Raw genomic sequence first — 26,381 nt, forward strand, 5'->3', positions numbered from 1 at the left:
TTCTAACGGTTTTCCAACCAAACCCTTGCGTTCACAAATGCTTGTAACCATGGTGATACCGTATCTGTTCTATCCTTTGGATAGTGTGCCCAGTTCCAAGGGAAGGTAGAGCGCTCTATGTGGGGCATGGTCACTAAGTGCCTACCTGTTCTGTCACAAAGCATCGCTGTGTTGTAATCACTTCCATTTGGATTGGCAGGGTAGCTCTGGTAACCGTATTTGGCCACGATATTATATTGATCTTCGGTATGTGGCAAGCTAAATTTGCCCTCACCATGACTTATCCAAACACCCAATGTGCTCCCTGCTAGGTCGGAAAGCATCACAGAGTTGTTCTCCTGGATTTTTACCGAGGTAAAATTGCTCTCGTGTTTATGGGAATCATTATAGGTCATTCTACCATGGGTGACATGCTCTGGGTTGATGAGGTCCAATTCCATGAACAACTGGCATCCGTTACAAATCCCTACGGACAAGGTATCGGGTCTTGCAAAGAAATCTTTTAAGGCTTTGTTGGCCTTATCGTTGTATTTAAAAGCTCCTGCCCAACCTTTTGCACTTCCCAAAACATCTGAGTTGGAGAATCCGCCCACAGCACCTATAAATTGAATATCTTCCAAGGTTTCCCGCCCTGTAATAAGGTCGGTCATGTGGACATCTTTCACATCAAAGCCGGCCAAGTACATGGCATTGGCCATTTCGCGCTCGGAATTGCTTCCCTTTTCACGAAGAATAGCGGCTTTGGGTCGGGGGCTGAGCGGAGTCGAAGCCACCGGGAGTTTACCATCAAAATTTTCGGGGAAAATATAGTTTAATGGCTGATTCTTGTAATTATCAAATCGGTTTTTGGCCAAACCATTGGCAGTTTGTTTGTTGTCCAGTAGATAGGAGGTCTTAAACCACGTATCTCGTAAGGAGGCAATGTTCAATCCGATTTCAATGCCCCTGTTCTTGATTTTCAAAGTGCTTTCTGATGATGGAACACCGATTTTGGCAAATTCAACACCCGCCGATTTCAATTCATTTTCCACAGAGGCATCTTGGGCTTGGAAAACAACACCAATATTTTCAGAGAACAATAGTTTGATGATATCTTGCTCATTGATGTCGGACAGGTCTAAATTGGCACCCAAATCATTATTGGCAAAGCAAAGTTCCAAAAGTGTGGTAATCAATCCTCCCGAAGCCACATCGTGACCTGCCAATATTTTATTTTCTTTTATAAGTTGTTGTAATGTATCGAAAGCAGTCTTAAAGTAGCCAGCATCCAAAACGGATGGGGCTTCATCACCAATACCGTTCAAAATTTGAGCAAAGGAAGAACCGCCCAATTTATGGCTGTCCTTGGATAGATTGATGTAGTAGATAGCTCCACCATCCTTCTGCAAAATAGGCTCTACCACTTGGTTGATGTTGCTACAGTTGCCCGCGGCCGAAACAATTACCGTTCCGGGAGACAGGACATCACCATCCTTGTATTTTTGCTTCATGGAAAGCGAATCCTTTCCAGTGGGCACATTAATGCCCAAATCTATTACAAACTCCGACAAAGATTCTACGGCCGAATACAAACGAGCATCCTCGCCTTCGTTTCTACAGGGCCACATCCAGTTGGCGGAAAGCGATACGGATTTTAGTCCATCTTTTAATGGTGCCCAAACGATATTGGTCAAGGATTCCGCTACGCTGTTCCTGCTTCCTGCCACGGGGTCTATCAAGGCCGAGATGGGGGAGTGGCCAATGGTGGTGGCGATTCCTTCTTTTCCTTTAAAATCAAGAGCCATTACACCACAGTTGTTCAACGGCAACTGTAATGGGCCGGCACACTGTTGTTTTGCAACACGTCCGCCAACACATCGGTCCACTTTATTGGTCAACCAATCTTTGCTGGCTACCGCCTCCAATTGAAGTACTTGCTCCAAATAGTCGTGGAAGTGTTCCAAGGAGTAGGAGAGTGCCGGATATTTTTTCTGTGCCGTTTTATCGGCCATTATGGTTTTCGGAGAGCTTCCGAACATATCGGAAAGTTCCAGGTTCATAGGTGTTTCACCAGTTTCACCAGAAGTAAATTTAAAGGTGTGGTCGCCAGTAACTTCACCCACGTTGTACATGGGAGAACGTTCACGAGCCGAGACCCTTTCCAATAGATCTAAATCTTTCTCACCGATTACCAATCCCATACGTTCTTGGGACTCGTTCCCGATCAATTCCTTTTTGGAAAGCGTAGGGTCGCCAACGGGCAATTTGTCGGTATCAATGGTGCCTCCAGTTTCCTCGACCAATTCGGACAGACAATTCAAGTGTCCGCCAGCTCCGTGATCATGAATGGAAACAATGGGGTTATCATGACTTTCGAACAATCCGCGAACGGCGTTCGAAGCTCGTTTTTGCATTTCTGGGTTGGAACGTTGCACGGCGTTCAACTCAATGGCAGAGCTGAATTCCCCCGTATCTGCACTAGATACGGCGGCTCCCCCCATCCCGATACGGTAGTTGTCACCACCAAGAACAACTATTCTGTTTCCTTTGCTCGGTGTATCTTTTAAAGCTTGGTCGGTTTTACCATATCCGATACCTCCTGCCATCATAATTACTTTGTCGAAGCCTAATTTTCTGGCCTCTTCCTGATGCTCAAACGTCAAAACAGAACCAGCAATCAAGGGTTGACCGAATTTGTTTCCGAAGTCGGACGCTCCATTGGATGCTTTAATCAAGATGTCCATTGGGGTTTGATACAACCAATCTCTTTCCTCCATTCCTTTTTCCCATGGACGATTCTCTTCCAAACGGGAATAGGATGTCATGTAAACAGCGGTTCCTGCTAATGGCAACGAACCTTTTCCACCAGCCAAACGGTCCCTAATCTCACCTCCAGAACCCGTTGCGGCTCCATTAAAGGGCTCGACAGTGGTTGGGAAGTTATGGGTCTCCGCTTTTAGCGAAAGGACTGAATCAAATTCTTTTTCTTCGTAAAAATCAGGCTTATCGGCACTTTTTGGTGCAAACTGTATTGCTTTTGGCCCTTTAATGAAGGCCACATTATCTTTATAGGCCGAAACAATATCGTTTGGATGTGCTTCGGAGGTCTTTTTTATCAATTTGAATAGGGAAGAGGGCTTTTCTTCTCCATCAATCACAAAAGTGCCATTGAAAATTTTATGCCTGCAGTGTTCAGAATTCACTTGACTGAACCCAAACACTTCGGAATCCGTCAACTTTCGTCCCAACTTAGTGGCAAGGCCTTCCAGATAGGCGACTTCTTCATCGCTCAAGGCCAATCCTTCTTTTTCGTTGTAAGAAGCAATATCATCAATCTCCTTGATGGATTCTGGAACAATATCAATAGTGAAAATATCCTGGCCCAAAGAGGTGTATTTTTGGGAAAGCATGGGGTCAAAATCAGTGAAATCCTCTGAAACAGCGTGGAACTCCTCAATTCGGATAATTCCCGTGATGCCCATGTTTTGGGTGATTTCAGTGGCGTTTGTACTCCAAGGAGTAATCATTGCGGCCCGTGGCCCAACAAAAAAGGCGTCGAGAGACGCCGCTTCAATCTTAGGTTGGTCGCCAAACAACCAAGTCAGTTTGTTACTATCTTCCTGAGCGATTTCCTGAGTGGTTTGGACGGCAAAAACCTTGGTAGCCTTGTCCCCAAAAAAATGGATCATACAATTTGTGCGTTGAACGGTTTAAGAAAGTGCAAAAATACGATTTTGCTGCTTAATTTATCCTACCGCAATGGTGTTTTGTTAACTAACCCATGTTGATAGCTTAAATGGTTGAAAAAATCAGATGTAGATTTTTATCAAATCCCCAAAAGTATATATATAGAGGCTTTCCGACTGAACTCATTGAGGTAGTTTTCCTTATATTAGAAGAATAATAGCTAACTCAAAACCAACCTTATGAAAACAACCAAAATCCTGTTCGTCGGGATGATGCTGTTCGCGGGTGTAGTCACATCATCAGCACAGAAAAAGTACTCCAAAAGTCAAATCAAAAAATTTAAGGCCGAAGTTGAAGCCCTAGTGGAAGCCAATAAAAAGCAGACGCAGGTAATGGTGGATAAAATTTTCAGTTTTGCCGAACTGGGCTTTCAAGAAGAGGAAAGCTCAAAATACCTCACTGGAATTCTGGAAGAAAACGGGTTTACCATAGAGCATTCCATTTCCAATATCCCGACCGCATGGTTTGCGACCTGGAGCAATGGGGAAGGACCTGTAATTGCCCTGGGAAGCGATGTGGATTGTATACCGAAAGCATCACAAACCCCTGGAGTGGCCTACCATAAACCTTTGGTGGAAGGGGCACCTGGTCACGGTGAGGGACACAACGCCGGTATTCCATTGAACATTACCTCGGCCTTGGCGGTTAAGGAAGTAATGGAAAAGGAAGGCATTGGAGGCACTTTGATTCTTTGGCCCGGAATTGCCGAAGAGTTGGTCGCAGCAAAAGCTTGGTACGTTCGGGACGGGCTTTTTGATGATATTGATATGTGCATTTTTACCCACGTGAGCAGTAATCTGAGTGTATCTTGGGGCCCTACCCGCGGAACTGGGCTGATTTCTGTGGAATATATGTTCGAAGGTGAAGCCGCGCATTCCGCAGGAGCCCCATGGAGAGGTAGAAGTGCTCTGGACGCTGCTGAACTTATGAATGTAGGTTGGAACTATAAAAGGGAGCATTTGCATCCATTAAAGCGTTCCCACTCCATTTTCACGGATTCGGGAGACCAGCCCAATGTGGTTCCTTCCAAGGCGGCTATTTGGTATTATTTTAGAGATATTACCTATGAGGGAATCATGGAAATGTATGCCGAGGCGAACGATATTGCCAAGGGTGCGGCCATGATGACAGGCACTACCATGACATCACGCGTATTGGGAACTGCATGGCCGAGACACTACAATAAAGTCATTGCCGAGACCATGTATGAAAACATAAAGGAAGTTGGACTTCCTGAATGGACGGAAGCAGACCAAAAATTGGCCAAAGCGGTACAGACCGAAGTAGCATCTAAAAAAATCGAAGGATTGCCCACCAAGCTATCTGAAATAGGATTACCGGTTTTGGAGCCTGTTAGCGGTGGTTCGGATGATATCGGTGACATTTCTTGGAAGGTGCCTACGGTTACCATGCGTTTTCCTTCCAACATTCCCGGATTGCCTGGGCATCATTGGGCCAATGCGATTGCGATGGCAACACCTATTGCCCACAAAGGAGTTACGGCCGGAGCTAAGGCAGAAGCAATGACCATTATGGATTTCTTGTTGAAGCCAGAGTTGTTGACCCAAGCATGGGATTATTTCAACAATGAGCAGACAAAGGAAACCAAATACGAGCCTATGATCTCTGCGGATGATATGCCGCCTACGTTCTTAAACAAGGACAAGCAAGATATGTTCCGACCCGCTTTGGAGGAGTTCTACTACGATGAAACCAAATACGATAGCTATTTGGAGCAGTTGGGTGTGGAATATCCTACGGTGAAACAATAATTAATTCTTTGTCAGTTCGAGCGGGGTCGAGAACCTAAAAACATCTCGACTGTGCTCGATGTGACAAATCCAGCAAATGGGACAAAATACAATCTTAGTCTTTGCACTCTTACTATAATGACGGTTTAGAGTCATTGATTGAGCTCATTCCTGCGAAAGGAGTTCAATACAAATTGTACAAATTTCTCGAACAGCATCCATTTTGGGGCAATTAATTGAACGAAGCCCTGAAAGCCATAGGGGATAGGTTGGTCTTTGTCTTGAAAAGTTTGCTGAAGGATTGTGAATGCTCAAACCCTAAAGTATGGGCTATCTCACCTATAGAAAGTTGTGTGGTGGATAATTTCTCTTTAGCTATCTCAATAAGTTTTTCGTGTATGTGCTGTTGGGTACTCAGGCCTGTTAGCACTTTTAGTAAGCTACTTAGGTAACTTGAAGAAACATGTAGGCTGTCGGCTATAAATTGGACGGACGGAATTCCTTTATTGATGGCTTCTTCTCCGTTGAAATAGCTGTCGAGAAGATGCTCCAACCGAACCAAAATCTCGTGGTTATTGATTTTTCTGGTAAGAAATTGTCTTTGATAGTACCGTTCGGCATAATTGAGCAATAGTTCTATTTGTGCTATAATAATGTTTTGACTGAATTTGTCCATATTGGACTTATACTCGTGTTGAATATTGAGTAGGATTTCGGTAATGGTCCGTTCTTCTTTATCCGATAGAAATAAGGCCTCGTTTATGGCATATCCGAAAAATTCATAGTTTTTTATGGTCTTGGCCAAGGGGGTGTTCCACAAAAAATCGGGGTGAATCAACAATAGCCAACCTGAAGGTTTTTTCTCCGTAGGTAACATTTCAAACTGGAGAACCTGCCTTGGAGCTATAAAGGATAGCAGTCCCTCATCAAAATCAAACTCCTGCTGACCGTATCTCACTTTGGCCTGGATGTCGCGTTTTAAACCAATGCTGTAAAAGCTTTGCATCCATGTAATTTGACTTTCTATGGTTTGATAATTAACCTGTCCATAGTCTATTAGGCTAATCAGAGGATGCTCTGGATTTGGAAGTGCACAAAACTTATGGAACTCGCTCAAGGTTTGAAATGTATTCATCTTCAATGCTAATTGAAGGGCAAGGCAGGACCTTGCCCGTTTTAAATTACAAACTAGTTTTTAAAATCGGTAGAATAGCTCAACTCTTTATTGGCTTCCAGTGCGTCTGCCAAGGTTTTCAACTTTTCATTTGCCATGCCATAAGCATCGCTCCCCAAAAACAAGTGTAAAGCTGGTTCTTCACTTTCTGCCATGGTTATAAGTGCTTCCGCAGCTTTTTTGGGGTCTCCAAGTTGGTTTCCGGCAATATCTTCTTTGTGCATACGCTCAGATTCACGAGCTTGGGCATAAACGTCCATACGGTTACGAGCTAGTTTTAATGAATCGTCAGATAGAAATTGAGTTCTAAAATAACCGGGATATACCAAGGTTGTTTTGATTCCGAAAGGGCTTGCCTCCACCGATAAAGCTTCCGTAAGACCTACAACTGCAAATTTGGTCGCGCAATAGATTCCGAAACCAGGAAAATTTCCGACGATTCCTGCAACGGATGCAATATTGAAAATATGTCCTGATTGTTGAGACCTGAGTTGTGGCATGGATTTGCGGATAACATTTAAAAGGCCAAATACATTTACATCGAAATTTTGTCGTGCCTCCTCATCTGAAATTTCTTCCAGTGTTCCATTCTGTCCATAGCCTGCATTGTTTACAATGACATCAAGTCGACCAAAAGTTTCAATTGCTTTGGAAATACCATTTTCCACACTTTCCTCGTTCATAAGGTCCATTTGAATGGGCAGGAACTTTGGTGAACTGCCGACAGCTTCGCTAAGATTAGCTAGACTTCTAGAGGTAGCTGCAACCGAATAGCCTTGGTCTAATAATGTTTTCACCAAAACAAGTCCTAGCCCTTTTGATGCACCAGTGACCAACCATACTTTTTTTGTGTCCATTTTCTTAGAATTTTTGTTGTTATGAATTGACACAGCAAAGTTGCCCTTAGTAGAGGGAAGGTATGTAGCCTAATCTATGATTGTTGTAGTCTAAATCTGGTTGGGATATAAAAAGTAAACTTTTATTTCCTTTTTAGTAGCGCCATATAGAAGCCGTCAAACCCTGTTTCAGAGGCAAAAACATTTCTTTCCTTGACAAATTCAAACTCCTTTCCATTCTCGGATGCCAAGAAAGTTTTAACCTGTTCTGAATTTTCTTGTGGTAGAATGGAGCAGGTGGCGTAGACCATTTGCCCGCCTTTTTTGACCATTTTACTATAATTCTGAAGGATATCTTGCTGGACTCCCATGATACGGTCCACAAATTCAGGCTCCAATTTCCATTTTGAATCAGGATTTCGCTTGATTACCCCCAAACCAGAACATGGAGCATCGAGCAGAACCCTATCGGCACTATTGTGAAGCTTTTTGATGACTTTATTGGAATCGATAACACGGGTTTCCACATTGTGGACCCCATTGCGTCTTGCTCTCTTTTTAAGTTTTTTGAGCTTACTTTCATAAATATCCAAAGCGATCAATTGCCCTTTGTTCTGCATTTGTGAAGCCAAGTGAAGGGACTTTCCACCCGCACCTGCACAAGCATCCACCACGCGTTGACCAGGTTCTACTTCCAAAAATGGGGCGACCAATTGTGAAGAGGCATCCTGAACTTCGAACAATCCATCTTTAAAGGCTTGGGTTACAAATACATTTTGACGTTCCACAAGTTTCAGGGCATCAGGGTAGCCCTCGATAAATTCTGTAGCGATATCTTCCTTTGCCAAAAATGACTTCAATTGCGGTTTGGGAACTTTGAGCGTGTTGGTTCGTAGGATGACATCGGCCTGTTTGTTTTGGGCCGCGATTTCTTTGGTCCAAAGTTCTGTTCCTAAAGATTTTTCACCGAGTTCATCCATCCAATCCGGCACGGATTCCCGAATTTTTCGAATTTTGGAAAGTTCATCGAACCTACCTTTAATGCGGCGTTCTGGTGTGCCTTCCAATTGTTTCCAATCCGGAATGCGAATACCTCTAAGAACGCACCAAACTCCGAACAAACGGAACAAATGTTCCCTGCTGTAGGGTTCGTGTATTTCTGAGATTTCTGAATATAGGCGTTTCCATCGAACAATATCATAAGTGGTCTCGGCGATAAAGCCACGATCCCGGGAGCCCCAACGCTTATCGTAGCGCAATACTTTTTCTATCACCTTATCGGCATATTCCCCTTCGTTGAAAATCATGTGAAGGGCATCAATCACGGCAAATACCAAGTTTCTATGTAAACGCATCATATAAAATAAGGTTGCAAAGGTATGATTTCTCCTTACTTTTGAAGAAAATAAATATAATGAGGTCAATCCTATCTCTTTTTGCCGTTCTAGTTTTGTTTTCTTGTACCGAAGAAGCCAAAAAACAACCTTTTCAATCCGTGGAAATGACTCCTGTTTTTCAGGATTCGGTTAGTATTCGTGCGATTACATTTTTGGATGGTAGAACATTAGCGTTTGCAGGTAGCAATGGGATGTACGGTACGGTAGATGTAAGTTCCAATAAGGTAAGGGCCAGCACTCAATATTATGATTCCATCACACCAAGTTTTAGGGCCGTCGGCGGAACTTCCGAAGATTTTTTTATGCTTTCCATTGAAAGCCCGGCATTGTTGTACAAAACAGGTGATAAGGGCCAGATGGAATTGGTCTATACCGAAGAGGGTGAGGGTGTCTTTTATGACAGCCTTGCTTTTTGGAACGATACCGAAGGTATTGCAGTGGGCGATACGGTCAATGGTTGTCTTTCCATAATTATCACAAGGGATGGAGGTGCCAGTTGGACCAAGTTGGCTTGTTCGGAATTACCTGATGGCATTGAAGGTGAAGGTGCCTTCGCGGCAAGCAACAGCAATATTGCCGTACAGGGAAATAAAGTTTGGATAGGTACCACGGAGGGAAGAATTTATTTTTCTGCGGATAAAGGAGTTACTTGGGACATTCAGGAGACCCCGATAATTTCGGACGAACCTACCCAAGGCATCTATTCCATGGATTTTTTTGATGAAATGAATGGGTTTGCCATTGGAGGGGACTACACTAAACCGGAATCGAACACGGGCAACAAGATAAAAACAGCCGATGGTGGTAGAACGTGGCAATTGATGGCCGATGGTCAAGAGCCGGATTACAAAAGTTGTGTGCAATATGTACCAAATTCAAACGGAGAAGCTCTGGTCGCAATTGGTTTTACCGGAATCTCTTACTCTTCGGATAGAGGGGCAAACTGGAAAGAATTGAGTGAGGAGCCTTTCTTTACTCTTCGTTTCCTTAACGATTCCACTGCATTTGCTGCGGGGAGCAATCGGATTGCAAAACTGGTATTCAAGTAAAAAGAATACTTTTTTTGTTTTTTTGATTATCTAATCCCGTCCCCGCCGTTTTCGGAACTGTTGAATCATCTGTCTTTTAAAATCCTCTTCGGCCTTGACCAACAAAAGCACTTTCTTGGCAGGGATCACTGTTCGCAGTTTGGATAAAAATTCTTGTTCCGCCTTTTGTTTATTGAATTGTAGGGCGATGAGGTTATCCAATAATTTTTCAGATTCGTTAGTGGAGAGTTCTTGTGCATGGGCAATATTGTTACGCAGCTCTGCACGCTCCTTTCTACGGATATCTTCCATGATTTCTTCATGGTCGTTATAGATGGGCCAAAATTCTTGGGCTTCCTTCGAGGTTAAACCCACTTGCTCTGTAATAAAGGCCACTTTAAGGGTCTTAATGCGGTCTCGAACAGGTCCTTGGGCATGAGCCAAAAAGGTCCCGAACAATAAGATATAGAGTACAAGTGCTTTCTTATTCATAATCAAGGTCTTCTAAATTTAATTCTTCAATGTCATCCACATTCTCGTCCAAATATTCCATAATGATGGATTCTTCTAAGTCATCAACCAAAATATCGTTCAGTTCAACTTCTTCCAAAGAAACTACTTCGGCAATTTCGTAAGAGGTCATTTCTAATTCGGTATTCTCCAAATAAGCTTCTATCTCTGCATTGGCCAAATCATCAAACGTGATGGGGTCGGAGGTAGGGTTTCCGGTGATACTAAAAATCAATATAAAGATGGCGGCTATTGCAGCAACACCTGTATACAGCAGGTATCGATTTGTTCCCAGAGGAACAATCTTTGTTTCTTTTTCCGAAGTTTTGGAAAGTATATTGGATTCAACTTTATCAAAATAGCCATCAGGAAGGGTAAAACCATCAGTTTTTGGAATAATACCGTCATTTTCATGAGCTTCTTCCGCTTTGATTTTGTCCATGAGACGGTCATTGAAGTTCTCAAAGTAGCCTTCCGGGGTATTAAATGTATTTTTTTTATCCTTTTTCATTACTGTGGTATGACTTCTAAACTAGCCAAAGGTTTAATTTTCTTTGAGGTAGGTTTCGATTTTTTTTACCGCCAAGTGGTACGATGCTTTTAAGGCACCTTCCGAAGTTTCCAGAGCTTCGGAAATATCCTTGTACTTCATTTCCTGAAAATACTTCATGGTGAACACTAACTTTTGTTTGTCCGGAAGCGTAGCCAGGGCCTTTTGTAATTTGAGTTGAATCTCGTCCCCTTCAAAATAGACATCGGCTTGAAGGTTCTCTACCATCCGCTCTTTTAGTTCTTGGTCGCTCAACCCCAATTTTTTTGATTTCTGTTTTAAAAACGTCAACGATTCGTTGGTGGCAATACGGTACATCCAAGAATATAGCTTACTATCTCCTTTGAATTTTTCGATATTCCTGTAGACTTTGATAAAAGTATTCTGAAGCACATCGTCCGTGTCATCGTGATCAAGCACAATTCTACGAATATGCCAATACAAACGTTCTTTATAAGTGTTCACCAACACTTCAAATGCTTTTGCTCGACTTTCTTCTTTTTGTAGTTCTTGGACTAAAGTTTCCTCAGCAATCAATGTTCTTGTTGTTTGATGCTTTGACTAAGGTAATGGGAAAAGGTTTAATTTTAGTAAGCAGTAAGCAGTAAGCAGTAAGCAGTAAGCAGTAAGCAGTAAGCAGTAAGCAGTAAGCAGTAAGCAGTAAGCAGTAAGCAGTAAGCAGTAAGCAGTAAGCCAACACCACCTACGAAGAAAAAGACTGCATCTCCACTAGCTTTTTATAGCTCTTCGCAGATTTCATCAGCTCTTCGTGGGTGCCCTGTTCCACGATTTCTCCCTTGCTCATTACCACAATGGAATCAGCGTTTTGGATGGTGGACAAACGGTGTGCAATTACAATGGAAGTCCTGTTCTTCATCATATTCTCCAGCGCGTCCTGTACCAATCTCTCGCTTTCAGTGTCGAGGGCAGAAGTGGCCTCATCCAAAATCATTATCGGAGGATTCTTGAGCACCGCCCTAGCAATGGAAAGGCGTTGTTTTTGACCTCCACTCAATTTATTCCCGCTATCGCCAATGTTGGTTTCGTAGCATTTGGGCAAATCCATTATAAAATCGTGTGCGTTGGCTACTTTGGCAGCCTCCATAATTTCGTCCATCGAAGCATTTTCCTTTCCAAGCGCTATGTTGTTTTTTACCGAATCGTTGAATAGAATAGAATCCTGAGTGACCAATCCCATGAGTCCACGTAGTGATTTCTTCGTGATGTTTTTAATGTTGGTTCCATCTATCAAAATCTCACCTTTGTTAACGTCGTAAAAACGCGTTACCAAATTTGCCACGGTACTTTTTCCACTACCGGACTGACCGACCAATGCCACTGTTTTGCCCTTGTCAACCTTTAGGTTAAAGTCTTTCAGGACATAATCATTTTCGTATTTGAAGGATATGTTTTTGAGCTCTACACCGGAGTTGAAATTCGTTTTTTCCTTAGCGCCATCAACATCCCTGATCGGATTTTCAGATTCGAGTATCTCCAGAACCCGCTCAGCAGCGGAATTCCCTTTTTTAACGGCATAAGATGCTTTACTGATGGCCTTGGCAGGCGTTAAAATATTGAAGGCCAATCCCATATAAGAAATAAATGAGGCAGCATCCAAGGATCCCTCTAAAAGTACCATTCTTCCGCCAAACCATAGCAGTACACCGAATACCACGATTCCAAGGAATTCGCTTGTTGGTGATGATAGGTTTTGACGGTTCAAAAGTGAATTTGAAAACCTAAAAAAGCGAGATGTAGAATTCTTAAAGGTACCGTAGAATTTAGATTCTGCATTAAAGGCTTTGATGACACGAAGTCCACCCAAAGTTTCTTCAACTATTGACAGAAATTCGCCTTGTTCTTTTTGTACCCGGTCGGATTTTTTCTTTAAAGATTTCCCAATGCGTGAAATGATCATTCCTGCAATAGGAATAAAAATGAACACAAAAATGGTGAGTTTCACACTGATGATGAACATGACAATAATCGTGAACAGAATGGTCAAAGGCTCGCGAACTATCAACTCTAGAATGGAAAGGAAAGAGTGCTGTATTTCCAGAACATCTGACGTAATCCTTGCAATAACATCACCTTTCTTTTTTTCTGAAAAATAGGAGATAGGGAGATCCACGATTTTCTGGTACATCTTGTTGCGAATATCCTTGAGCACGCCATTACGCAAAAACGTGATGAAGTACATTGCCATATAATTGAAGATGTTCTTGAAGAGGAACAAAAATAAGATGAGGCCTACCGCCAACAAAAGCCCTTTCATGGGGTCTTCACCAGAGAATTGGGTCACTTGATAGTTCATATACCCCTCAAAATAATCTTTGAGCTTACCAATGCCTTCATAGGTTGGCGGCTCGTTGATTTGCTTGGTCTTATCAAAAAGAACGTTGAGCATTGGAATTAATGCAGCATAGGACAGCGCACTGAACAATGCATATAGAATATTGAAGAAAATATTCAGAATACCGTATCTGCGATATGGTTTCGCAAACCGGAGAATCTTTTTAAAGTAGTTCATTCACTATAAATTCAGCTCGGACAGGATACCTTCTATTTTGGTTTCCAACTGCGAATTTACGGATTTATAATCCGCTGCCTTGTCCAATTTTGCATTTGTACTGATGTAGAACTTTACTTTGGGTTCTGTTCCACTGGGTCTTGCCGCTATTCGGGTGCCATCTTCTGTTTCGTAGATCAAAACGTTGGATTTTGGTAGATGCAGCGTAAACTCTTCGCCGGTCTGTACATTTTTAACGGTAGAGGTATTGTAATCTTCAATGTACAGTAATTTGGAGCCTTGCACGGTCTCAACAGGATTTTCTTTGAAGTCCTTCAGCATTTGTTTGATTTCCTCTGCTCCGCTCATCCCTTTTTTGGTGAGGGATATCAATTTTTCCTTGTAAAAACCGAATTCCACGTAGGCATCGATCAAATCTTTATAAAAAGAACTGCCATTGGCCTTGGCGTTAGCGGCAATTTCACAGGCCAATAGGGTAGAGGTGACCGCATCCTTATCGCGGACAAAATCACCGACCATATATCCAAAGCTTTCTTCCCCACCTCCAATAAATTGTGAGTTTGGGAAATCCTTGATCATTTTACCTATCCATTTAAAGCCTGTCAATGCTGTTTTGAACTCCACGCCGTATGATTTTGCCATTTGTTGCATCATGGGTGTGGAAACAATGGTTGTGGCAATAAACTCGTTGCCCTTGAATCCTTTTTCCTTGTATTGGTCCAAAAGAAACTTGGTCATGAGAACCATGGTCTGGTTACCGTTCAGGAGTTCTATTTTGCCATCTAGATTGCGAACTGCAATACCTAAACGATCACTATCGGGGTCGGTACCCACTACCATATCGGCCCCGATTTCCTCTGCTTTGGCAATGGCGATGGACAATGCTTCGGGCTCTTCCGGGTTGGGGGATTCCACTGTTGGGAAATCACCATTGGGCTCTGCTTGCTCCTCTATGATGGTCACATTTTTGTAACCGGCTCTCTTCAAAACTTCAGGGATTGCGGTAATGGAAGTTCCGTGTAGTGAGGTGAATACAATTTTAAAATCATCTTTTCCCTTAGCATCGAAACTTCCATTTTTTACCGATGCTTCAAAAAAGGCTTCATCCACTTCACTATCAATAATGTGTATCAGGCTCTCATTCTTATCAAATTTGATATCCTCAAAAGAAAGGGAGTTGATTTCTGCGATGATTTCGCCATCCTGAGGAGGCACAATCTGCCCACCATCGGCCCAGTATACTTTGTATCCATTGTATTCTGGGGGATTATGGGATGCAGTCAAGACAATTCCTGCATGGCAACCGATGTGTTTTACGGCAAAAGAAAGTTCCGGAGTTGTTCTTAAATCAGAAAATAGGTGAACCCTTATCCCATTTGCAGAGAAAACATCCGCTACCGTTTTGGCCAAGGTTTTGGAATTATGTCTGCAATCATAGGCAATCACAACTCTGATATCGTCGTCGGTGTACGATTTTTTAAGGTAATTACTGAGTCCTTGGGTGTTCTTGCCCAAGGTGTACTTATTGATTCTATTGGTTCCAACGCCCATAACACCGCGCATGCCACCGGTACCGAACTCCAAATCCTTATAAAAACGTTCTTTAAGTTCTTCGGGGTCATTGTCTATCAAATGCTTGATTTCCTTTCTGGTGTCTTCATCAAAAAAATCAGTCAACCAAGATTGCGCTGTTTTGGTAATGGAATCCATAGTGTTTATCATTGTTTAGATGCTTAAAAATACAAACTTTAAAAGGTTTGTTGGTGCTCAAAGGTTAATTTTGTCGGAGATATTGTATCGGGTGTCATTTTTTCGGGAACGCACCATGATTTCTCCAAGAAAACCCGCCAAGAACAATTGGGTTCCGATAATCATTGCAGTCAATGAAATATAGAATTGGGGACGTTGGGTTATCAAGCGACCCAAAGGGTTTAAAAAGAGCTTGTCCAAACCTAAATAAAGGGCGAATCCGAATCCTACCATAAACATAAGAACACCCCAAGCGCCAAAGAGGTGCATGGGCCTTCGGCCGAATTTGGATACAAACCAAATGGTGATCAGGTCCAAAAATCCGTTGATGAAACGCTCCGCTCCGAATTTGGTGGAGCCGTACTTTCTGGCTTGGTGCTGTACCACTTTTTCCGAAATATTGGAGAAACCTGCGTTTTTGGCCAAAACGGGAATGTATCGGTGCATTTCGCCCGAAACCTCGATGGTCTTTACTACTTTGTTGTCAAAAGCCTTTAGACCGCAATTAAAGTCGTGCAATTTTACTCCGGATGTTTTCCGAGCGGCCCAATTGAAGAGTTTCGACGGTATATTTTTGGTGATGACGGAATCGTAGCGTTTCTTTTTCCAGCCTGATACTACGTGGTACCTTTCTTGGGCGATCATTCGATACAGTTCGGGAATCTCTTCGGGATTGTCCTGTAGGTCGGCATCCATAGTAATTACTACCTCACCTTCGGCAGTTTTAAAGCCGGCGTGGAGCGCTTGCGATTTTCCATAGTTCTTGAGGAAACGGATGGCTTTTACGTTTTTGTTGATATTGGATAGCTCCAAAATGGTTTCCCAAGAGGCATCGGTGCTGCCATCATCAATAAGGATGATTTCATAAGAGAAATGATTGGATTGCATTACCTGTACAATCCAATCATGTAGTTCTTTAAGCGATTCTTGCTCGTTGAGTAAAGGAATTACAATGGAAATCTGCATTGTCTGATTCTGGAATTCCCTCCAAAAGTAGCATTTTTTGTTTTAGTATTCCGCTTTGGACTTTTTCAAAATCAAACCGGTAATTAGACCTAAAATCAGACCCAGTACCGTGTTCATGATCAAAATAACGGGATATTGGATCCAGGCAAAACTTTTTTGCATTTCCACGCCTTGTTCCCATTGCTCCTCGGTCATATTCGGGTTTTGTGCCATAGCCTTTGGTTTGGCAAGTTCCATGGCCTTGTCCATAAAGTCAGGCTCTATAAAGTTGGTGAGTACAAATTGATAGAGCAAAGTAATTATGGCGCCTACCAGGGCAACTCCCACGCCCACTTTTAAAGCTTCCGAAATTGTCAAATACCCACCGTTTGCTTTTTTAAAGGCATTGACGGCGACAAAAATAATAGCTGCTAAGATGACAATCGAAATCACCACTACCGACGTACTAGTCTCGTAGTGCATTTTTTGAGTGTAGAGCATTACGCCGAACACCACGGAAATGAGACCTAACAATAGTCCGTAGTTCAGTGCAAATTTTCCAGTTTTTGGTTGTTGTTCTTCCATGATTTTTAAAATTAGTGTTGCTTATAGAAGGTTAGTTATAGATTGCTTATTTTTGTTACATATAAATTTAACTTTATTTTTTTAGTGATTTTAAGTTGGAGGTCTCAAAGAAATCATTAAATTTGCACCCTGAAAATTCTGAGATTAAGCATTTAAGACGATGAGAAAAGATATACACCCAGAAAACTATAGATTGGTTGCTTTTAAAGACATGTCCAACGATGATGTGTTCCTTACCAAGTCCACTGCCGAAGCAAAAGAGACCATCGAGGTTGATGGTGTTGAATACCCTTTGGTAAAATTGGAAATTTCAAGAACTTCTCACCCTTACTATACCGGTAAGACTAAATTGGTCGATACCGCTGGTAGAATTGACAAGTTCAAGAACAAATACAAGAAGTTCAAGAAAGAAGATACGAAGGAGGCCGAGTAGGTCGTACTTTTTAACGAAATATATGGACGCTCTCGATGCTTTTCGGGGGCGTTTTTTATTTTTGGTATTCAAAGCTAAGCTATGAACTATATCCTTTCCGACGGCAATCACCGCGAAGACCTGTTCCCATTTACATTTACCCGTCCAGTATCGGAGATCAGGGTGGGGATTTTGACCATTAGCGAAAAATGGGAAAAATGGTTGAATGCACCTATGAGCCACCAAACGGAAGAATATCTTTCGAAAAAGTACCCTTTGACGGCTACTGCTGAAAACACTGTGATCAATGGTAGTTATCTGCCCAATACAAGTTTGGTAGAGGCCATCAAGACTTTAAGGTTGGGTGAAGCTTTGATAGGCGAAGAGGGCTATATCGCTTACGTAACTGAAAATCTGGAAACAGGTTTTGAAGAATCGGCATACACTGCTATTCCTTTTGATGAAGAGGTGTTGACCATAAAAAATACCTGGGATATCTTTTCCAATAATGCAGCGGCCCTTCAGGCTGATTTTGATTTGATTACAAAAGGAAGAAAAAGTCAACCCATACCCGATACGAATCAAGTAAAGAGCCCTGATAATATTTTTATCGAGGAAGGAGCCACAGTGGAATTTTGTATTTTAAATGCCTCTACGGGTCCCATTTACATAGGTAAAAACGCTTTGATGATGGAAGGTTGTATGGTACGGGGTGGATTGGCCCTCTGCGAAAACGCTATTTTAAAAATGGGAGCCAAAATATACGGTGCGGTTACTGCCGGACCGGGGTGCAAGCTCGGAGGTGAGGTAAACAATGCCGTGCTGTTCGCTAATTCCAACAAAGGTCACGATGGTTTCTTGGGCAACTCCGTGCTAGGGGAGTGGTGCAATATTGGGGCGGATACCAATACCTCTAATTTAAAAAACAACTACGCCGAAGTTCGACTTTGGAACTACAAAACTGAGGGTTTTACCAAAACAGGACTTCAATTTTGTGGGCTGATGATGGGAGATCACAGTAAATGTGGTATTAATGTCATGTTCAATACAGGTACGGTGGTTGGAGTGAGCGCCAATATTTTCGGAAGTGGATTCCCCAGAAACTTTATCCCTAGTTTTAGTTGGGGCGGTGCTACGGGCACCTATACCACTTTTAGAACCAACAAGGCATTTGAGGTTGCCGATGCCATGATGAAGCGCCGCAACATGGAATTCAACGATACAGAGGCCCAAATTTTAGAGCATGTGTTCGAGTTTACCCAAAAGTGGCGGAATTTTTAAAGTTGTAAGTGAAACAACATCATCTTTCTTTTGATTTATACTACTTTGGTCGGAGGGGGATGGGGATTCTTAAGGTACGAGAAAAAGAGTTGTAGGATTGTTGTACGAACATTAAAATCTTATTGTACATTCTCATACGTCTCACACTGTTCAATAATGGCCGTTAAGCGAGCTTTGGCTTCTTGGTAAAAACCTAACATAAATCCATTGATAAAAACCCGATTGGTAATGTAATTTTCGAATTCCGGTTTTAGCAACAGTTCCTCGTTGTTCCGTTCAAATTTGGAGGGGCTGAGTTGAAACGGTGCCCCGGCAAACAGGTTTCGGTTCAGGGAGTTGTGCAACAGATAATCAAAATAGGTGTTGCCCCTATTCACATAAAAGTCGCCCCAGTCCAATAGATTGGCGTAAAAGGTTTCCCATTCTATCAATAATACTTTCAGTTCCTCATTGGACAAGCTGGATAGCTTCCCCGAGTTTTTAATATTGCCCAAGGTGTATAGGCTCGGGTCCCAAACAGACATTCTGGAGGTCATGCTCACCAGACTGTCCACAGCGGGTAAGGTGCCATATTGGTAATCAGGGCCTGTATGTTCCAGTAAGGTGTTGCACGAATTAATAATTCCTTGGATGGCGGCAATATCACCGTTGAGGGCACCGAGGTTTTTTTTGAACTCCAGTTTAAGGCTAGCAATAGTGGCTTTTTCTTCTTGGTACAATTTCCTGTTTTCGTTCCAATTGTTGATGCGAAGGGCAATCAATATCCCGATGACCACGAGAATAATTTCCCCTAGCGCATACAGCAGGTATTTACTGATTTTATTTTCGCCTAGCAAGCGTAATCGTATGGTACGAAAAAATCTAAACAAGACAAGAGGGGTTGGTTTCTCTAAAGATATGATTTTTATGCAATTAGAGGACAAAAAAATGGCCAACACATTTGCATTGGCCATTTGTGAATTATTTAGGCATGCTTTTATTCTTTCACCTCTGGTTTTTCGGTAAATGGGGTTATACCGAATGCAGGATACACATCCGAAGGATAATAGAACGTACCGCCACGGGAAACCATAGCGATGGTCTTTATGGCCTTAATGTCCTCCACAGGATTCCCTGGTACTAGAAAGAAATCGGCCAGTTTGCCCTCTTCAATGCTTCCCAAGCTATCGTGACCCAAATACTCGGCCATGTCGTAGCTGGCCAGTTTTAGGACTTCGGCAGGGGTGTAGCCCAATTGTTCAGTATACAATTCCAGTTCTCGGTGTAGGTTAAAGGCTCCGCCCAAATCGGTTCCAGGTACGATCAAGATACCTTTGTCCTTCATCATTTTTAAGGTTTCCACGATTTTGTCATAAGCCTCCCGATAAGCTTTGTCCTCTTCGTCATCCGCAATCTGGGCCAAGGCTACCTTTAGGCTGCGCTGTTCGTTGGGCGGCATGTTGTCCACATAATCCAAGGCACCAAGGGTGACCTCCCCGTTTCGGGAGAGCATCAAACGCTCATGAATGGCCAGGGTAGGGTCCATGGCAGTTTTGTTTTCCACAAACAAATCCATAGTTTCTTGTACCTTATCGCTGTTCAAATCCAGCTCAGGGAAACGTTTCATGGCCGTTAAGCGCAAAAGGGTACGGGTATCTTCTTCAGGTTCAAGTACCCAACCCAACATGGTCTGGTTAATGTGGGTCATTTCGTCAAACCCGGCGCGTAACATGGCATTTGCATTGGAGAATGCAGGTACGTGCCCTGCCACGAACAGGCCTTGGTCGTGTGCCTTTTTTACGATGGCCGGCGCCCAATCCCCGTTCATACTGTTGTAGAGTTTTACGCCGTAAAAACCTAAGCTGTCATACTTGTCCACAGCTGCCAGAGCTTCTTCTTCGGAAGCGACCAAAATACCGTTATTGGCATTATATTCACTTTTTCCTTCTATAAAGCCCAATTTGGTTACTCGGGGACCGGCAAGAACGCCGCTTTCAATTTTTTCAATCAATTTGGAGAGTACTTCATTGTTGTTCCCCATATCGCGGAACGACGTGACACCTGCCAAAATATTCAATAGGGCACCGTTGTCGCCGGTATGTGCGTGCATTTCGTAGAGGCCGGGAATCAAGGTGCCTCCGTTGCCTTCAATCACCACCTCGTTTTCACCTGAGGCATCGGCTGCTTCAATGGCCGTAATTTTTTCACCCTCCACAACTACGGATACAGCTTCGGTAAGAGATAGGTTCTTCGGGTCGAACACCTTTACATTTTTAATACGAACTTTTTTATCGTAGTTGTTGGCATATTCTTTTTGAAGTTTCTCGTAGCGCTCCGCAGAATAGTTCTCCGCCAATTGGCGCAAGTCTTTTTCCTCGGCTTCGTAGCCGTCGCGCACCACAATGTAGCGTGGTGAGATATAGGCAAAGAAGCGGTCGCTGTCATCCATAATAAAGTAAGATGGATTCATTTCGGCTCCAGAAAGTGCGTAGGTGGTCAGGGCCAATTCACCTTCGCCTGATGTATTGGGAACGCTCAAATCCTCCATTTTGGTCAGTGTAAGGTTGCCTGCCGGAAGCACGGGCAGCGTGTTCTCAGGGGCATTCATCAATAAACGGGCAGCTAGCACAGCTGAGTAGGGACTACCAAATTGGTTTACGTAAAGCTGCGCGGCATCCACGGAAGCATTTCCAGAGCCGGTGGCGTCCGTCCAAGAGGCTTCGTTGCCTTCAAGGGAAAACTTCTCGTCCACGGCATTTCCAAAAGTGGTGTTACCGGTTACTTCCCAGCTTATAGGGTAGCCTTCGGCGTTGAGCACAATGGTTTCTTTCATGGTTGGACCACGGCCATTGTTTTTGTAATCGTAATCGATGTTGATGGTGTCACCAGAAGTTTCGGCTTTTAAATAGCCCACTTTGGCCTCGCCCATGATCACGGAATAGTTTTCTTCCCCTTGATAATCGGCCAAGGAAGAGGTTGGTTCTGTTTTACAGGAATAGCCGGCCAAAATTATAAGGCCAGCAAGAATTGATCGTAGTTTCATCGGGTTGGTTTAAGTTAGGTGTTGAAGTTAACGAATTTTGGTGGTTTATTTATCGGTATGTTTGATAGATGTAAGAAACAAAAACCCCCAGCGCCACTGGTACATTGGCAACTGGGGGTCCCATCATCAATCAAAGTAAAGAGGCAAATATTTTTAAGAGCTTATCTCATATGATGGACTCTATTATTAAATCATTATTCAACTTTAAGGGAAAGCATCCCAATGGAACCCCCAACGGTTTTATCGTTGAACAGGTCTATTGACTCTTTTTTGTCTTTCAGTCCCAATATATAGATCAAGGGTAAATAGTGTTCCGGCGTTGGAATGGACAGGGCAAAACTGGTGCCTTGTTTTCCATAGTCTATTAATGCTTGATGATTTCCGTCGACTATGAAGGATTTTATTTTTTCATTGGTTTCTTCGGCCCAATCCCAAGCATAGGCATCATTCAATTTATCCCACTTTACCTTGCGCAGGTTGTGTACTACGTTTCCGCTACCCACGATCAATACTCCTTTGTGTCTCAACGTTTCCAGTTGTTGGGCCAATTCGTAATGATATTTTGGAGGCTTTGTGTAATCCAAGCTTAGCTGAATTACAGGTACATCTGCATTTGGATACATGTGCTTGATGACGCTCCATGCACCGTGGTCCAATCCCCAGTGAGTGTCCAGCTCCACATCGGTCTTGGTAATGATTTCTTTGGTAACTCTTGCCAATTCTGGACTTCCGGGAGCAGGGTATTGCACATCGAAGAGTGCTTGCGGAAAACCACCAAAATCGTGGATTGTTGGAGGATTCTGCATGGCAGTTACCTTGGTGCCCTTGGTTTCCCAATGTGCTGAAATACAAAGAATTATTTTGGGCTTGATTACTTCCTTTCCCAATTGTCTGAAACTGGCAACAAACTCATTTTCCTCAATGGCGTTCATTGGGCTCCCATGCCCCAAAAACAAAACAGGCATTTTCTGCGTAAAAGGCAGACTTTGATTAAGAGAGCGTAAAGTTTCTAAATCTGTCATTGGAGTATACCTGCATACCCTGTTTAGATGGTATGTTTCTGCCACAAAGGTTGGATATATTTAGAGGTAGTGGGTAATACGTTTGGGAAGAAACGTTGTACTTTTAAGAAATGAGCTGTTTCATTTCTTTTCGGAAAATGGTTGGTGTGTAACCTGTTTTTCGTTTAAAGACCTTGGAGAAATAAGCTTTTTCATTATACCCGATTTCGAAACCAATTTCTGAAATGGTCTTATTGCTGTTCACCAAAAGGTTTTTTGCTTCGTTCAGCTTTCGTGTCTCAATAATTTCGCCTGCACTTTGTTGCATTACCTCCTGACATACAATATTGAGGTTACGCTCGCTCATAAAAAGCTTTTCAGCATAGAATGAAATTTTAACGTTCCGTCGGAAGTTATCTTCCAAAATATGCAGAAAATGAGTATAGGTCTCTGAGGCGGAATTTGCAGAATCGGATTTAATATTAGTGGGCCTTTCATGGTTGATGATGGTAAGCAAGGTCATAAACAATTGTTTTATGACGATGAGCCCTGGATCGGGACGTTGGGTTTCGTCATACATCATTTGGCACAATGCCATAAGCCTGTCAAAACATTGGTCTCCGGGAAGCGTGACGTTGGCACGGTTGTGAAAATAGCCGTACATCTTAAAAATCACCTCTGACATAAATTCACTTCGGAAACGGATAACCCAAAGGTCGCACTCCCCTTGGTGTGTTTGAGGGAGCAACTGGTGGGGTTTTCCTTTGGTAACAAAACTAACAAACGGAGCGTAGACCGTTTCGTCCTCAAAATCAATGAAATGGGAAATCTTTCCTTTGGCGCCAATGATCAATTCTTCAAAATCGTGGACATGTGTTTCGATTTGTTTGATTTCCAGAGCTTTGGCATCTTCGGTGGTGTACCTAAATATTTTGAAGAGTTGTTCCAAGGTTGAATCAATTTATCTTCGATAAAGAAAATAGCATCTTACGAAGTTACATCAAAATGAAACAATCTTCATTTTATTTATTCGCTATTGGTAGCAGAAGGAGTGGCCTTTGGGGTGTGATCAAACTTTATCAATTGTGAATTGTAATCTATGGTAACTTTAAAGTGCTTTAACAGGGAACCGCCTATGGCTCCTTTAACTATTTTATCCATGGAATGTACCATACTTTCTGACCAAATTTCATCCTTTCGTCTGGCAAAGAGCACAGGTCCTATTTCGTGCGTACCTACTTTGACCACTGGCACTTCGATGATATCCCTGTCCAAATCCGAGGCGGGATAAATTTTCCAATCGGGATGATTCTTTTTCCAACGCTCAAAGATTGAAGAAGCAATGAAGGAACCGCCCATGGTCTCTGATTGGGTATTTAACAATTTTTTACCCTCATCGGAGAGCACAAAGCTGGCACCGGTATCAAAAAGCACATCAATCGGCTCTCCATCAACAATAATTTCCATACTGGGGTGCCCAAAAACAACGGAGCCTTGTTCGTTCTTTTTTAATCCGATTTTTTGTACATCGGGGTTAGATAAATCCTTTGCTCCCAAAGGTGTGTTGGTCCAAATGTCCTGATTTGGGTAATCTATGGTCCAGGATTTCCCCATAAAAAAGCCTTGTCCAAGAAAAGCATCCATTTCAGGAACTTTTTCCGATACCATTTTTAGCTCTCCATCCATTGGGGGAATTATTAAAAATGATTCTTTTACGGGACTGAAAGGTGTGCGTACGATAAAGTTCCGCATAGGGTAGGGACGTGGTATATCGGGATTGTCTACGATATCATTGAACAGTACATAGTTAAAAGGCATCACCCCTTTTAAAAGCCCGGTTTTTACATACGGATTTATGTGCTCCTGTTCTGTGACTCTTGGTAGAACCATTGAAAACCCGCCGCCAGTGTCGCAATATGCCAGAATGGTATCGTTTGAAATTAAAGGAAGTTTGACGAAAAACCTGGAGCTGTCCATAAAAATCGATGGGAGTTTTTTGGGGATTCCCCGATTCTCAGGAATTTCAGCAAATTGTTTGACATTCATAATATTTTTGTCCAATTTTTTGATGACTAAAAATTGGATGACCACAACTAATACTAAAAAACCTAGGATGACTAGAACTAATTTGATGCCCTTTTTCATTTTAAGTAAGTCTCTAAAAAAATTAAAATAGTAAAATTGTCAACGGGCTCTTGGCCATGACGTATACACCCAAAGGTGTTAAAATGTAATGGGGTTACATTTGCGCAGTAAGGTCGCTTATGGACTGACAGGTGCTAAAATAAACATAAAATTGGTTAGAACGACCTTTTTAGGTTTTTCAAGGGCTTATTTTCGAGTTATTTCGATGACAAAATCCGCTTGGTCGTAATCCCGGTTTTCTGGGAGTTCTACCAAGGTTCCGTAGGAATTGGTGCTGTGCTTCAATTTTTTCTTGGTTTGAAAATTGATTATACTTTTAATATTTCCCTCAATGGTCGGAAAAAAGAAGGTGTCGGTCTTCCAGTCCATAATATGAAGGTGGATTTTGTTGTCTTTTTGAGTGGATACGCCCCAACTCTGTGGCGAAATGGGGCCTCCTCTAGTTCCATAAATGGTTTCACCATAGGTATCTGTCCATTCTCCGATAACATTCAAGGTCTCCACAAACTCAGGCTGAATTTTACCGTTCGGCATAGGCCCAACATTGAGCAAAAAGTTGGAATTGTATCCTGCCGCCTTCACCAAATATTGAATGAGTTCCTTGGAAGATTTATACGCCTTGTCCTGCAGCGAAAATCCCCATCGGTGTGCCATGGTCTCAGCGGTTTCCAATGGTAATTTCCCTACTGTGGCCTCTGCGCTATACCCGCCCTTGTTTTCTCCGGGCAGATCACGTTCGAACATTTGAAAATCCTCTCCTGGGTTTGGTGCTTGGTGGTGGTTGCTGCCAATCATCGCTTGAGGCTGCAGTTTATGAATCAAATCATACGTTTTGCGAAGTTGCCAGTCGGCCTCTTTTTTGTCCCACCAACCATCAAACCAAATACCGCCAACATCCCCGTAGTTGGTTAAAAGTTCCGTAAGTTGACCGTTCATGTACTCCAGATATTTTTCCCAATTTCCGCTGTCCGGCCTTCCTGTTTTGTTGCCCGTATCGCCTCGGGGGTAGTAATCGTTATGGTGCCAATCCAGTTGAGAATAGTACAAAAACAACTTTAAACCGTGTTTTCTGCAGGCCTCGGCCATTTGTTGTATCACATCTTTCTGGTACACGGTCCGGTCCATAATGTCCCAATCGGACAATTGGCTATCGAACATAGCAAAGCCATCGTGGTGTTTGGAGGTAATAGTGATGTACTTCATCCCTGCGGATTTTGCCAATAACACCCATTCTTCTGCATTAAATTCGGTAGGATTAAAAAACGCAGGTAATTTCTCGTAGGTTTTCACATCGATGGACTCGGTTTCCATCACCCATTCGTGTTGACCCAATACGGAATACACGCCCCAGTGGATAAACATACCGAATTTGGCATCCTGAAACCATTCCCGGTTCTCAAGATTTTCTTTGGAAGGCTGATATTCTTGGGCAGTGGATGTATAGGCAAATGAAGCGAGTAAGATGAGCAGAGCTATTTTTTTCATTGTGTTGCTTTAGGGTTGGTATGGGCAAACAAGTTAATTAAAAGAAGTTAGAATTCAGTGGACAGGAGTCAGTAGGCAGTAGGCAGTCGCCAGTAGGCAGTGAACAATGAACAATTGCCAGTAGTCTAGAAATCAGATATAAGATTCAAGAACCAAGACATGAGACAAAAGACATAAAAGTGGAAGTCAGAAGTCAGAAGTCAGAAGTCAGTGGGCAGTGGGCAGGAGTTAGTTGTCAGTATGCAGTGAACAGT

21 protein-coding genes are annotated in these 26,381 nt (G+C 42.7%); 4 read left to right on the forward strand and 17 right to left on the reverse strand.

All coding sequences use genetic code 11. The annotated features are described in order from the left end of the window. Window positions 1–2: 2 nt before the first annotated feature. The gene (gene purL / locus K1F36_RS05340; RefSeq protein ID WP_220112878.1) at window positions 3–3,668 is read right to left on the reverse strand and encodes a phosphoribosylformylglycinamidine synthase; all 3,666 of its coding nucleotides are present in this window, start codon (window positions 3,666–3,668) and stop codon (window positions 3–5) included. Between the two features lie 237 nt (window positions 3,669–3,905). On the opposite strand from purL, the gene K1F36_RS05345 reads away from it, so the two are divergent. After that, window positions 3,906–5,498 carry an amidohydrolase gene (locus K1F36_RS05345; RefSeq protein ID WP_220112879.1) on the forward strand — a complete coding sequence of 531 codons (1,593 nt, stop codon included), beginning with the start codon at window positions 3,906–3,908 and terminating at the stop codon, window positions 5,496–5,498. A gap of 211 nt (window positions 5,499–5,709) precedes the next feature. Here K1F36_RS05345 and K1F36_RS05350 read toward each other — a convergent pair whose 3' ends face one another. From K1F36_RS05350 to K1F36_RS05360, 3 genes are all read right to left on the reverse strand, one after another. Further along, window positions 5,710–6,612 carry a helix-turn-helix domain-containing protein gene (locus K1F36_RS05350; protein WP_220112880.1) on the reverse strand — a complete coding sequence of 301 codons (903 nt, stop codon included), beginning with the start codon at window positions 6,610–6,612 and terminating at the stop codon, window positions 5,710–5,712. Between the two features lie 53 nt (window positions 6,613–6,665). Continuing rightward, window positions 6,666–7,508, reverse strand: coding sequence for an SDR family NAD(P)-dependent oxidoreductase (locus K1F36_RS05355; protein WP_220112881.1), 843 nt, complete (start codon window positions 7,506–7,508; stop codon window positions 6,666–6,668). 122 nt (window positions 7,509–7,630) lie between these two features. Beyond that, entirely contained in the window at window positions 7,631–8,842 is a 1,212-nt protein-coding gene (locus K1F36_RS05360; RefSeq protein WP_220113077.1) for an RsmB/NOP family class I SAM-dependent RNA methyltransferase, read from the reverse strand. Window positions 8,843–8,901: 59 nt separating this feature from the next. On the opposite strand from K1F36_RS05360, the gene K1F36_RS05365 reads away from it, so the two are divergent. Then, the gene (locus K1F36_RS05365; RefSeq protein WP_220112882.1) at window positions 8,902–9,933 is read left to right on the forward strand and encodes a WD40/YVTN/BNR-like repeat-containing protein; all 1,032 of its coding nucleotides are present in this window, start codon (window positions 8,902–8,904) and stop codon (window positions 9,931–9,933) included. A 30-nt stretch (window positions 9,934–9,963) separates the two neighbouring features. Here the strand turns inward: K1F36_RS05365 and K1F36_RS05370 are convergent, their stop codons facing one another. The 7 genes from K1F36_RS05370 to K1F36_RS05400 form a co-directional block, all read right to left on the reverse strand. Then, entirely contained in the window at window positions 9,964–10,404 is a 441-nt protein-coding gene (locus K1F36_RS05370; protein ID WP_220112883.1) for a hypothetical protein, read from the reverse strand. After that, window positions 10,397–10,933, reverse strand: coding sequence for a hypothetical protein (locus tag K1F36_RS05375; protein ID WP_220112884.1), 537 nt, complete (start codon window positions 10,931–10,933; stop codon window positions 10,397–10,399). The genes K1F36_RS05370 and K1F36_RS05375 overlap by 8 nt, the downstream gene beginning before the upstream one ends. 33 nt (window positions 10,934–10,966) lie before the next feature. Further along, on the reverse strand, window positions 10,967–11,509 hold the full coding sequence (locus tag K1F36_RS05380) for an RNA polymerase sigma factor (RefSeq protein ID WP_220112885.1): 543 nt from the start codon (window positions 11,507–11,509) through the stop codon (window positions 10,967–10,969). Window positions 11,510–11,675: 166 nt separating this feature from the next. Then, window positions 11,676–13,502: an ABC transporter ATP-binding protein gene (locus tag K1F36_RS05385; protein ID WP_220112886.1), complete on the reverse strand. Its 1,827-nt coding sequence runs from the start codon at window positions 13,500–13,502 to the stop codon at window positions 11,676–11,678. Window positions 13,503–13,505: 3 nt separating this feature from the next. Continuing rightward, entirely contained in the window at window positions 13,506–15,212 is a 1,707-nt protein-coding gene (locus K1F36_RS05390; RefSeq protein WP_220113078.1) for a phospho-sugar mutase, read from the reverse strand. 57 nt (window positions 15,213–15,269) lie between these two features. Next, on the reverse strand, window positions 15,270–16,217 hold the full coding sequence (locus tag K1F36_RS05395) for a glycosyltransferase family 2 protein (protein ID WP_220112887.1): 948 nt from the start codon (window positions 16,215–16,217) through the stop codon (window positions 15,270–15,272). A 42-nt stretch (window positions 16,218–16,259) separates the two neighbouring features. Further along, window positions 16,260–16,781 carry a DUF4199 domain-containing protein gene (locus tag K1F36_RS05400; RefSeq protein WP_220112888.1) on the reverse strand — a complete coding sequence of 174 codons (522 nt, stop codon included), beginning with the start codon at window positions 16,779–16,781 and terminating at the stop codon, window positions 16,260–16,262. A 160-nt stretch (window positions 16,782–16,941) separates the two neighbouring features. On the opposite strand from K1F36_RS05400, the gene K1F36_RS05405 reads away from it, so the two are divergent. Next, window positions 16,942–17,214, forward strand: coding sequence for a type B 50S ribosomal protein L31 (locus tag K1F36_RS05405; protein WP_176620298.1), 273 nt, complete (start codon window positions 16,942–16,944; stop codon window positions 17,212–17,214). Between the two features lie 81 nt (window positions 17,215–17,295). Beyond that, window positions 17,296–18,474 carry a GlmU family protein gene (locus K1F36_RS05410; protein WP_220112889.1) on the forward strand — a complete coding sequence of 393 codons (1,179 nt, stop codon included), beginning with the start codon at window positions 17,296–17,298 and terminating at the stop codon, window positions 18,472–18,474. Window positions 18,475–18,593: 119 nt separating this feature from the next. Here K1F36_RS05410 and K1F36_RS05415 read toward each other — a convergent pair whose 3' ends face one another. From K1F36_RS05415 to K1F36_RS05440, 6 genes are all read right to left on the reverse strand, one after another. After that, window positions 18,594–19,343, reverse strand: a complete 750-nt coding sequence (locus K1F36_RS05415) for a DUF6090 family protein (RefSeq protein WP_220112890.1) — start codon at window positions 19,341–19,343, stop codon at window positions 18,594–18,596. Between the two features lie 107 nt (window positions 19,344–19,450). Continuing rightward, window positions 19,451–21,496: an amidohydrolase family protein gene (locus K1F36_RS05420; protein WP_220112891.1), complete on the reverse strand. Its 2,046-nt coding sequence runs from the start codon at window positions 21,494–21,496 to the stop codon at window positions 19,451–19,453. Between the two features lie 194 nt (window positions 21,497–21,690). After that, window positions 21,691–22,518, reverse strand: a complete 828-nt coding sequence (ygiD, locus tag K1F36_RS05425) for a 4,5-DOPA-extradiol-dioxygenase (RefSeq protein ID WP_220112892.1) — start codon at window positions 22,516–22,518, stop codon at window positions 21,691–21,693. 103 nt (window positions 22,519–22,621) lie between these two features. Beyond that, complete coding sequence (locus tag K1F36_RS05430) at window positions 22,622–23,446, reverse strand: helix-turn-helix domain-containing protein (protein ID WP_220112893.1); 825 nt, start codon at window positions 23,444–23,446, stop codon at window positions 22,622–22,624. 77 nt (window positions 23,447–23,523) lie between these two features. Beyond that, window positions 23,524–24,543 (reverse strand): pepsin/retropepsin-like aspartic protease family protein, encoded by a 1,020-nt coding sequence (locus tag K1F36_RS05435; RefSeq protein ID WP_220112894.1) that lies wholly within the window; start codon window positions 24,541–24,543, stop codon window positions 23,524–23,526. Between the two features lie 285 nt (window positions 24,544–24,828). Further along, window positions 24,829–26,127: an alpha-L-fucosidase gene (locus K1F36_RS05440; protein ID WP_220112895.1), complete on the reverse strand. Its 1,299-nt coding sequence runs from the start codon at window positions 26,125–26,127 to the stop codon at window positions 24,829–24,831. Window positions 26,128–26,381 lie beyond the last annotated feature (254 nt).

This window comes from Flagellimonas abyssi (assembly GCF_019457905.1).
GTDB lineage: Bacteria > Bacteroidota > Bacteroidia > Flavobacteriales > Flavobacteriaceae > Flagellimonas > Flagellimonas abyssi.

Excerpts from the sequence above, each read along its gene's own strand:
- purL (WP_220112878.1), bottom strand. The coding sequence starts at position 3,668 with ATGATCCATTTTTTTGGGGACAAGGCTACCAAGGTTTTTGCCGTCCAA.
- K1F36_RS05345 (WP_220112879.1), top strand. The coding sequence starts at position 3,906 with ATGAAAACAACCAAAATCCTGTTCGTCGGGATGATGCTGTTCGCGGGT.
- K1F36_RS05350 (WP_220112880.1), bottom strand. The coding sequence starts at position 6,612 with ATGAATACATTTCAAACCTTGAGCGAGTTCCATAAGTTTTGTGCACTT.
- K1F36_RS05355 (WP_220112881.1), bottom strand. The coding sequence starts at position 7,508 with ATGGACACAAAAAAAGTATGGTTGGTCACTGGTGCATCAAAAGGGCTA.
- K1F36_RS05360 (WP_220113077.1), bottom strand. The coding sequence starts at position 8,842 with ATGCGTTTACATAGAAACTTGGTATTTGCCGTGATTGATGCCCTTCAC.
- K1F36_RS05365 (WP_220112882.1), top strand. The coding sequence starts at position 8,902 with ATGAGGTCAATCCTATCTCTTTTTGCCGTTCTAGTTTTGTTTTCTTGT.
- K1F36_RS05370 (WP_220112883.1), bottom strand. The coding sequence starts at position 10,404 with ATGAATAAGAAAGCACTTGTACTCTATATCTTATTGTTCGGGACCTTT.
- K1F36_RS05375 (WP_220112884.1), bottom strand. The coding sequence starts at position 10,933 with ATGAAAAAGGATAAAAAAAATACATTTAATACCCCGGAAGGCTACTTT.
- K1F36_RS05385 (WP_220112886.1), bottom strand. The coding sequence starts at position 13,502 with ATGAACTACTTTAAAAAGATTCTCCGGTTTGCGAAACCATATCGCAGA.
- K1F36_RS05390 (WP_220113078.1), bottom strand. The coding sequence starts at position 15,212 with ATGGATTCCATTACCAAAACAGCGCAATCTTGGTTGACTGATTTTTTT.
- K1F36_RS05395 (WP_220112887.1), bottom strand. The coding sequence starts at position 16,217 with ATGCAGATTTCCATTGTAATTCCTTTACTCAACGAGCAAGAATCGCTT.
- K1F36_RS05400 (WP_220112888.1), bottom strand. The coding sequence starts at position 16,781 with ATGGAAGAACAACAACCAAAAACTGGAAAATTTGCACTGAACTACGGA.
- K1F36_RS05405 (WP_176620298.1), top strand. The coding sequence starts at position 16,942 with ATGAGAAAAGATATACACCCAGAAAACTATAGATTGGTTGCTTTTAAA.
- K1F36_RS05410 (WP_220112889.1), top strand. The coding sequence starts at position 17,296 with ATGAACTATATCCTTTCCGACGGCAATCACCGCGAAGACCTGTTCCCA.
- K1F36_RS05420 (WP_220112891.1), bottom strand. The coding sequence starts at position 21,496 with ATGAAACTACGATCAATTCTTGCTGGCCTTATAATTTTGGCCGGCTAT.
- ygiD (WP_220112892.1), bottom strand. The coding sequence starts at position 22,518 with ATGACAGATTTAGAAACTTTACGCTCTCTTAATCAAAGTCTGCCTTTT.
- K1F36_RS05435 (WP_220112894.1), bottom strand. The coding sequence starts at position 24,543 with ATGAATGTCAAACAATTTGCTGAAATTCCTGAGAATCGGGGAATCCCC.
- K1F36_RS05440 (WP_220112895.1), bottom strand. The coding sequence starts at position 26,127 with ATGAAAAAAATAGCTCTGCTCATCTTACTCGCTTCATTTGCCTATACA.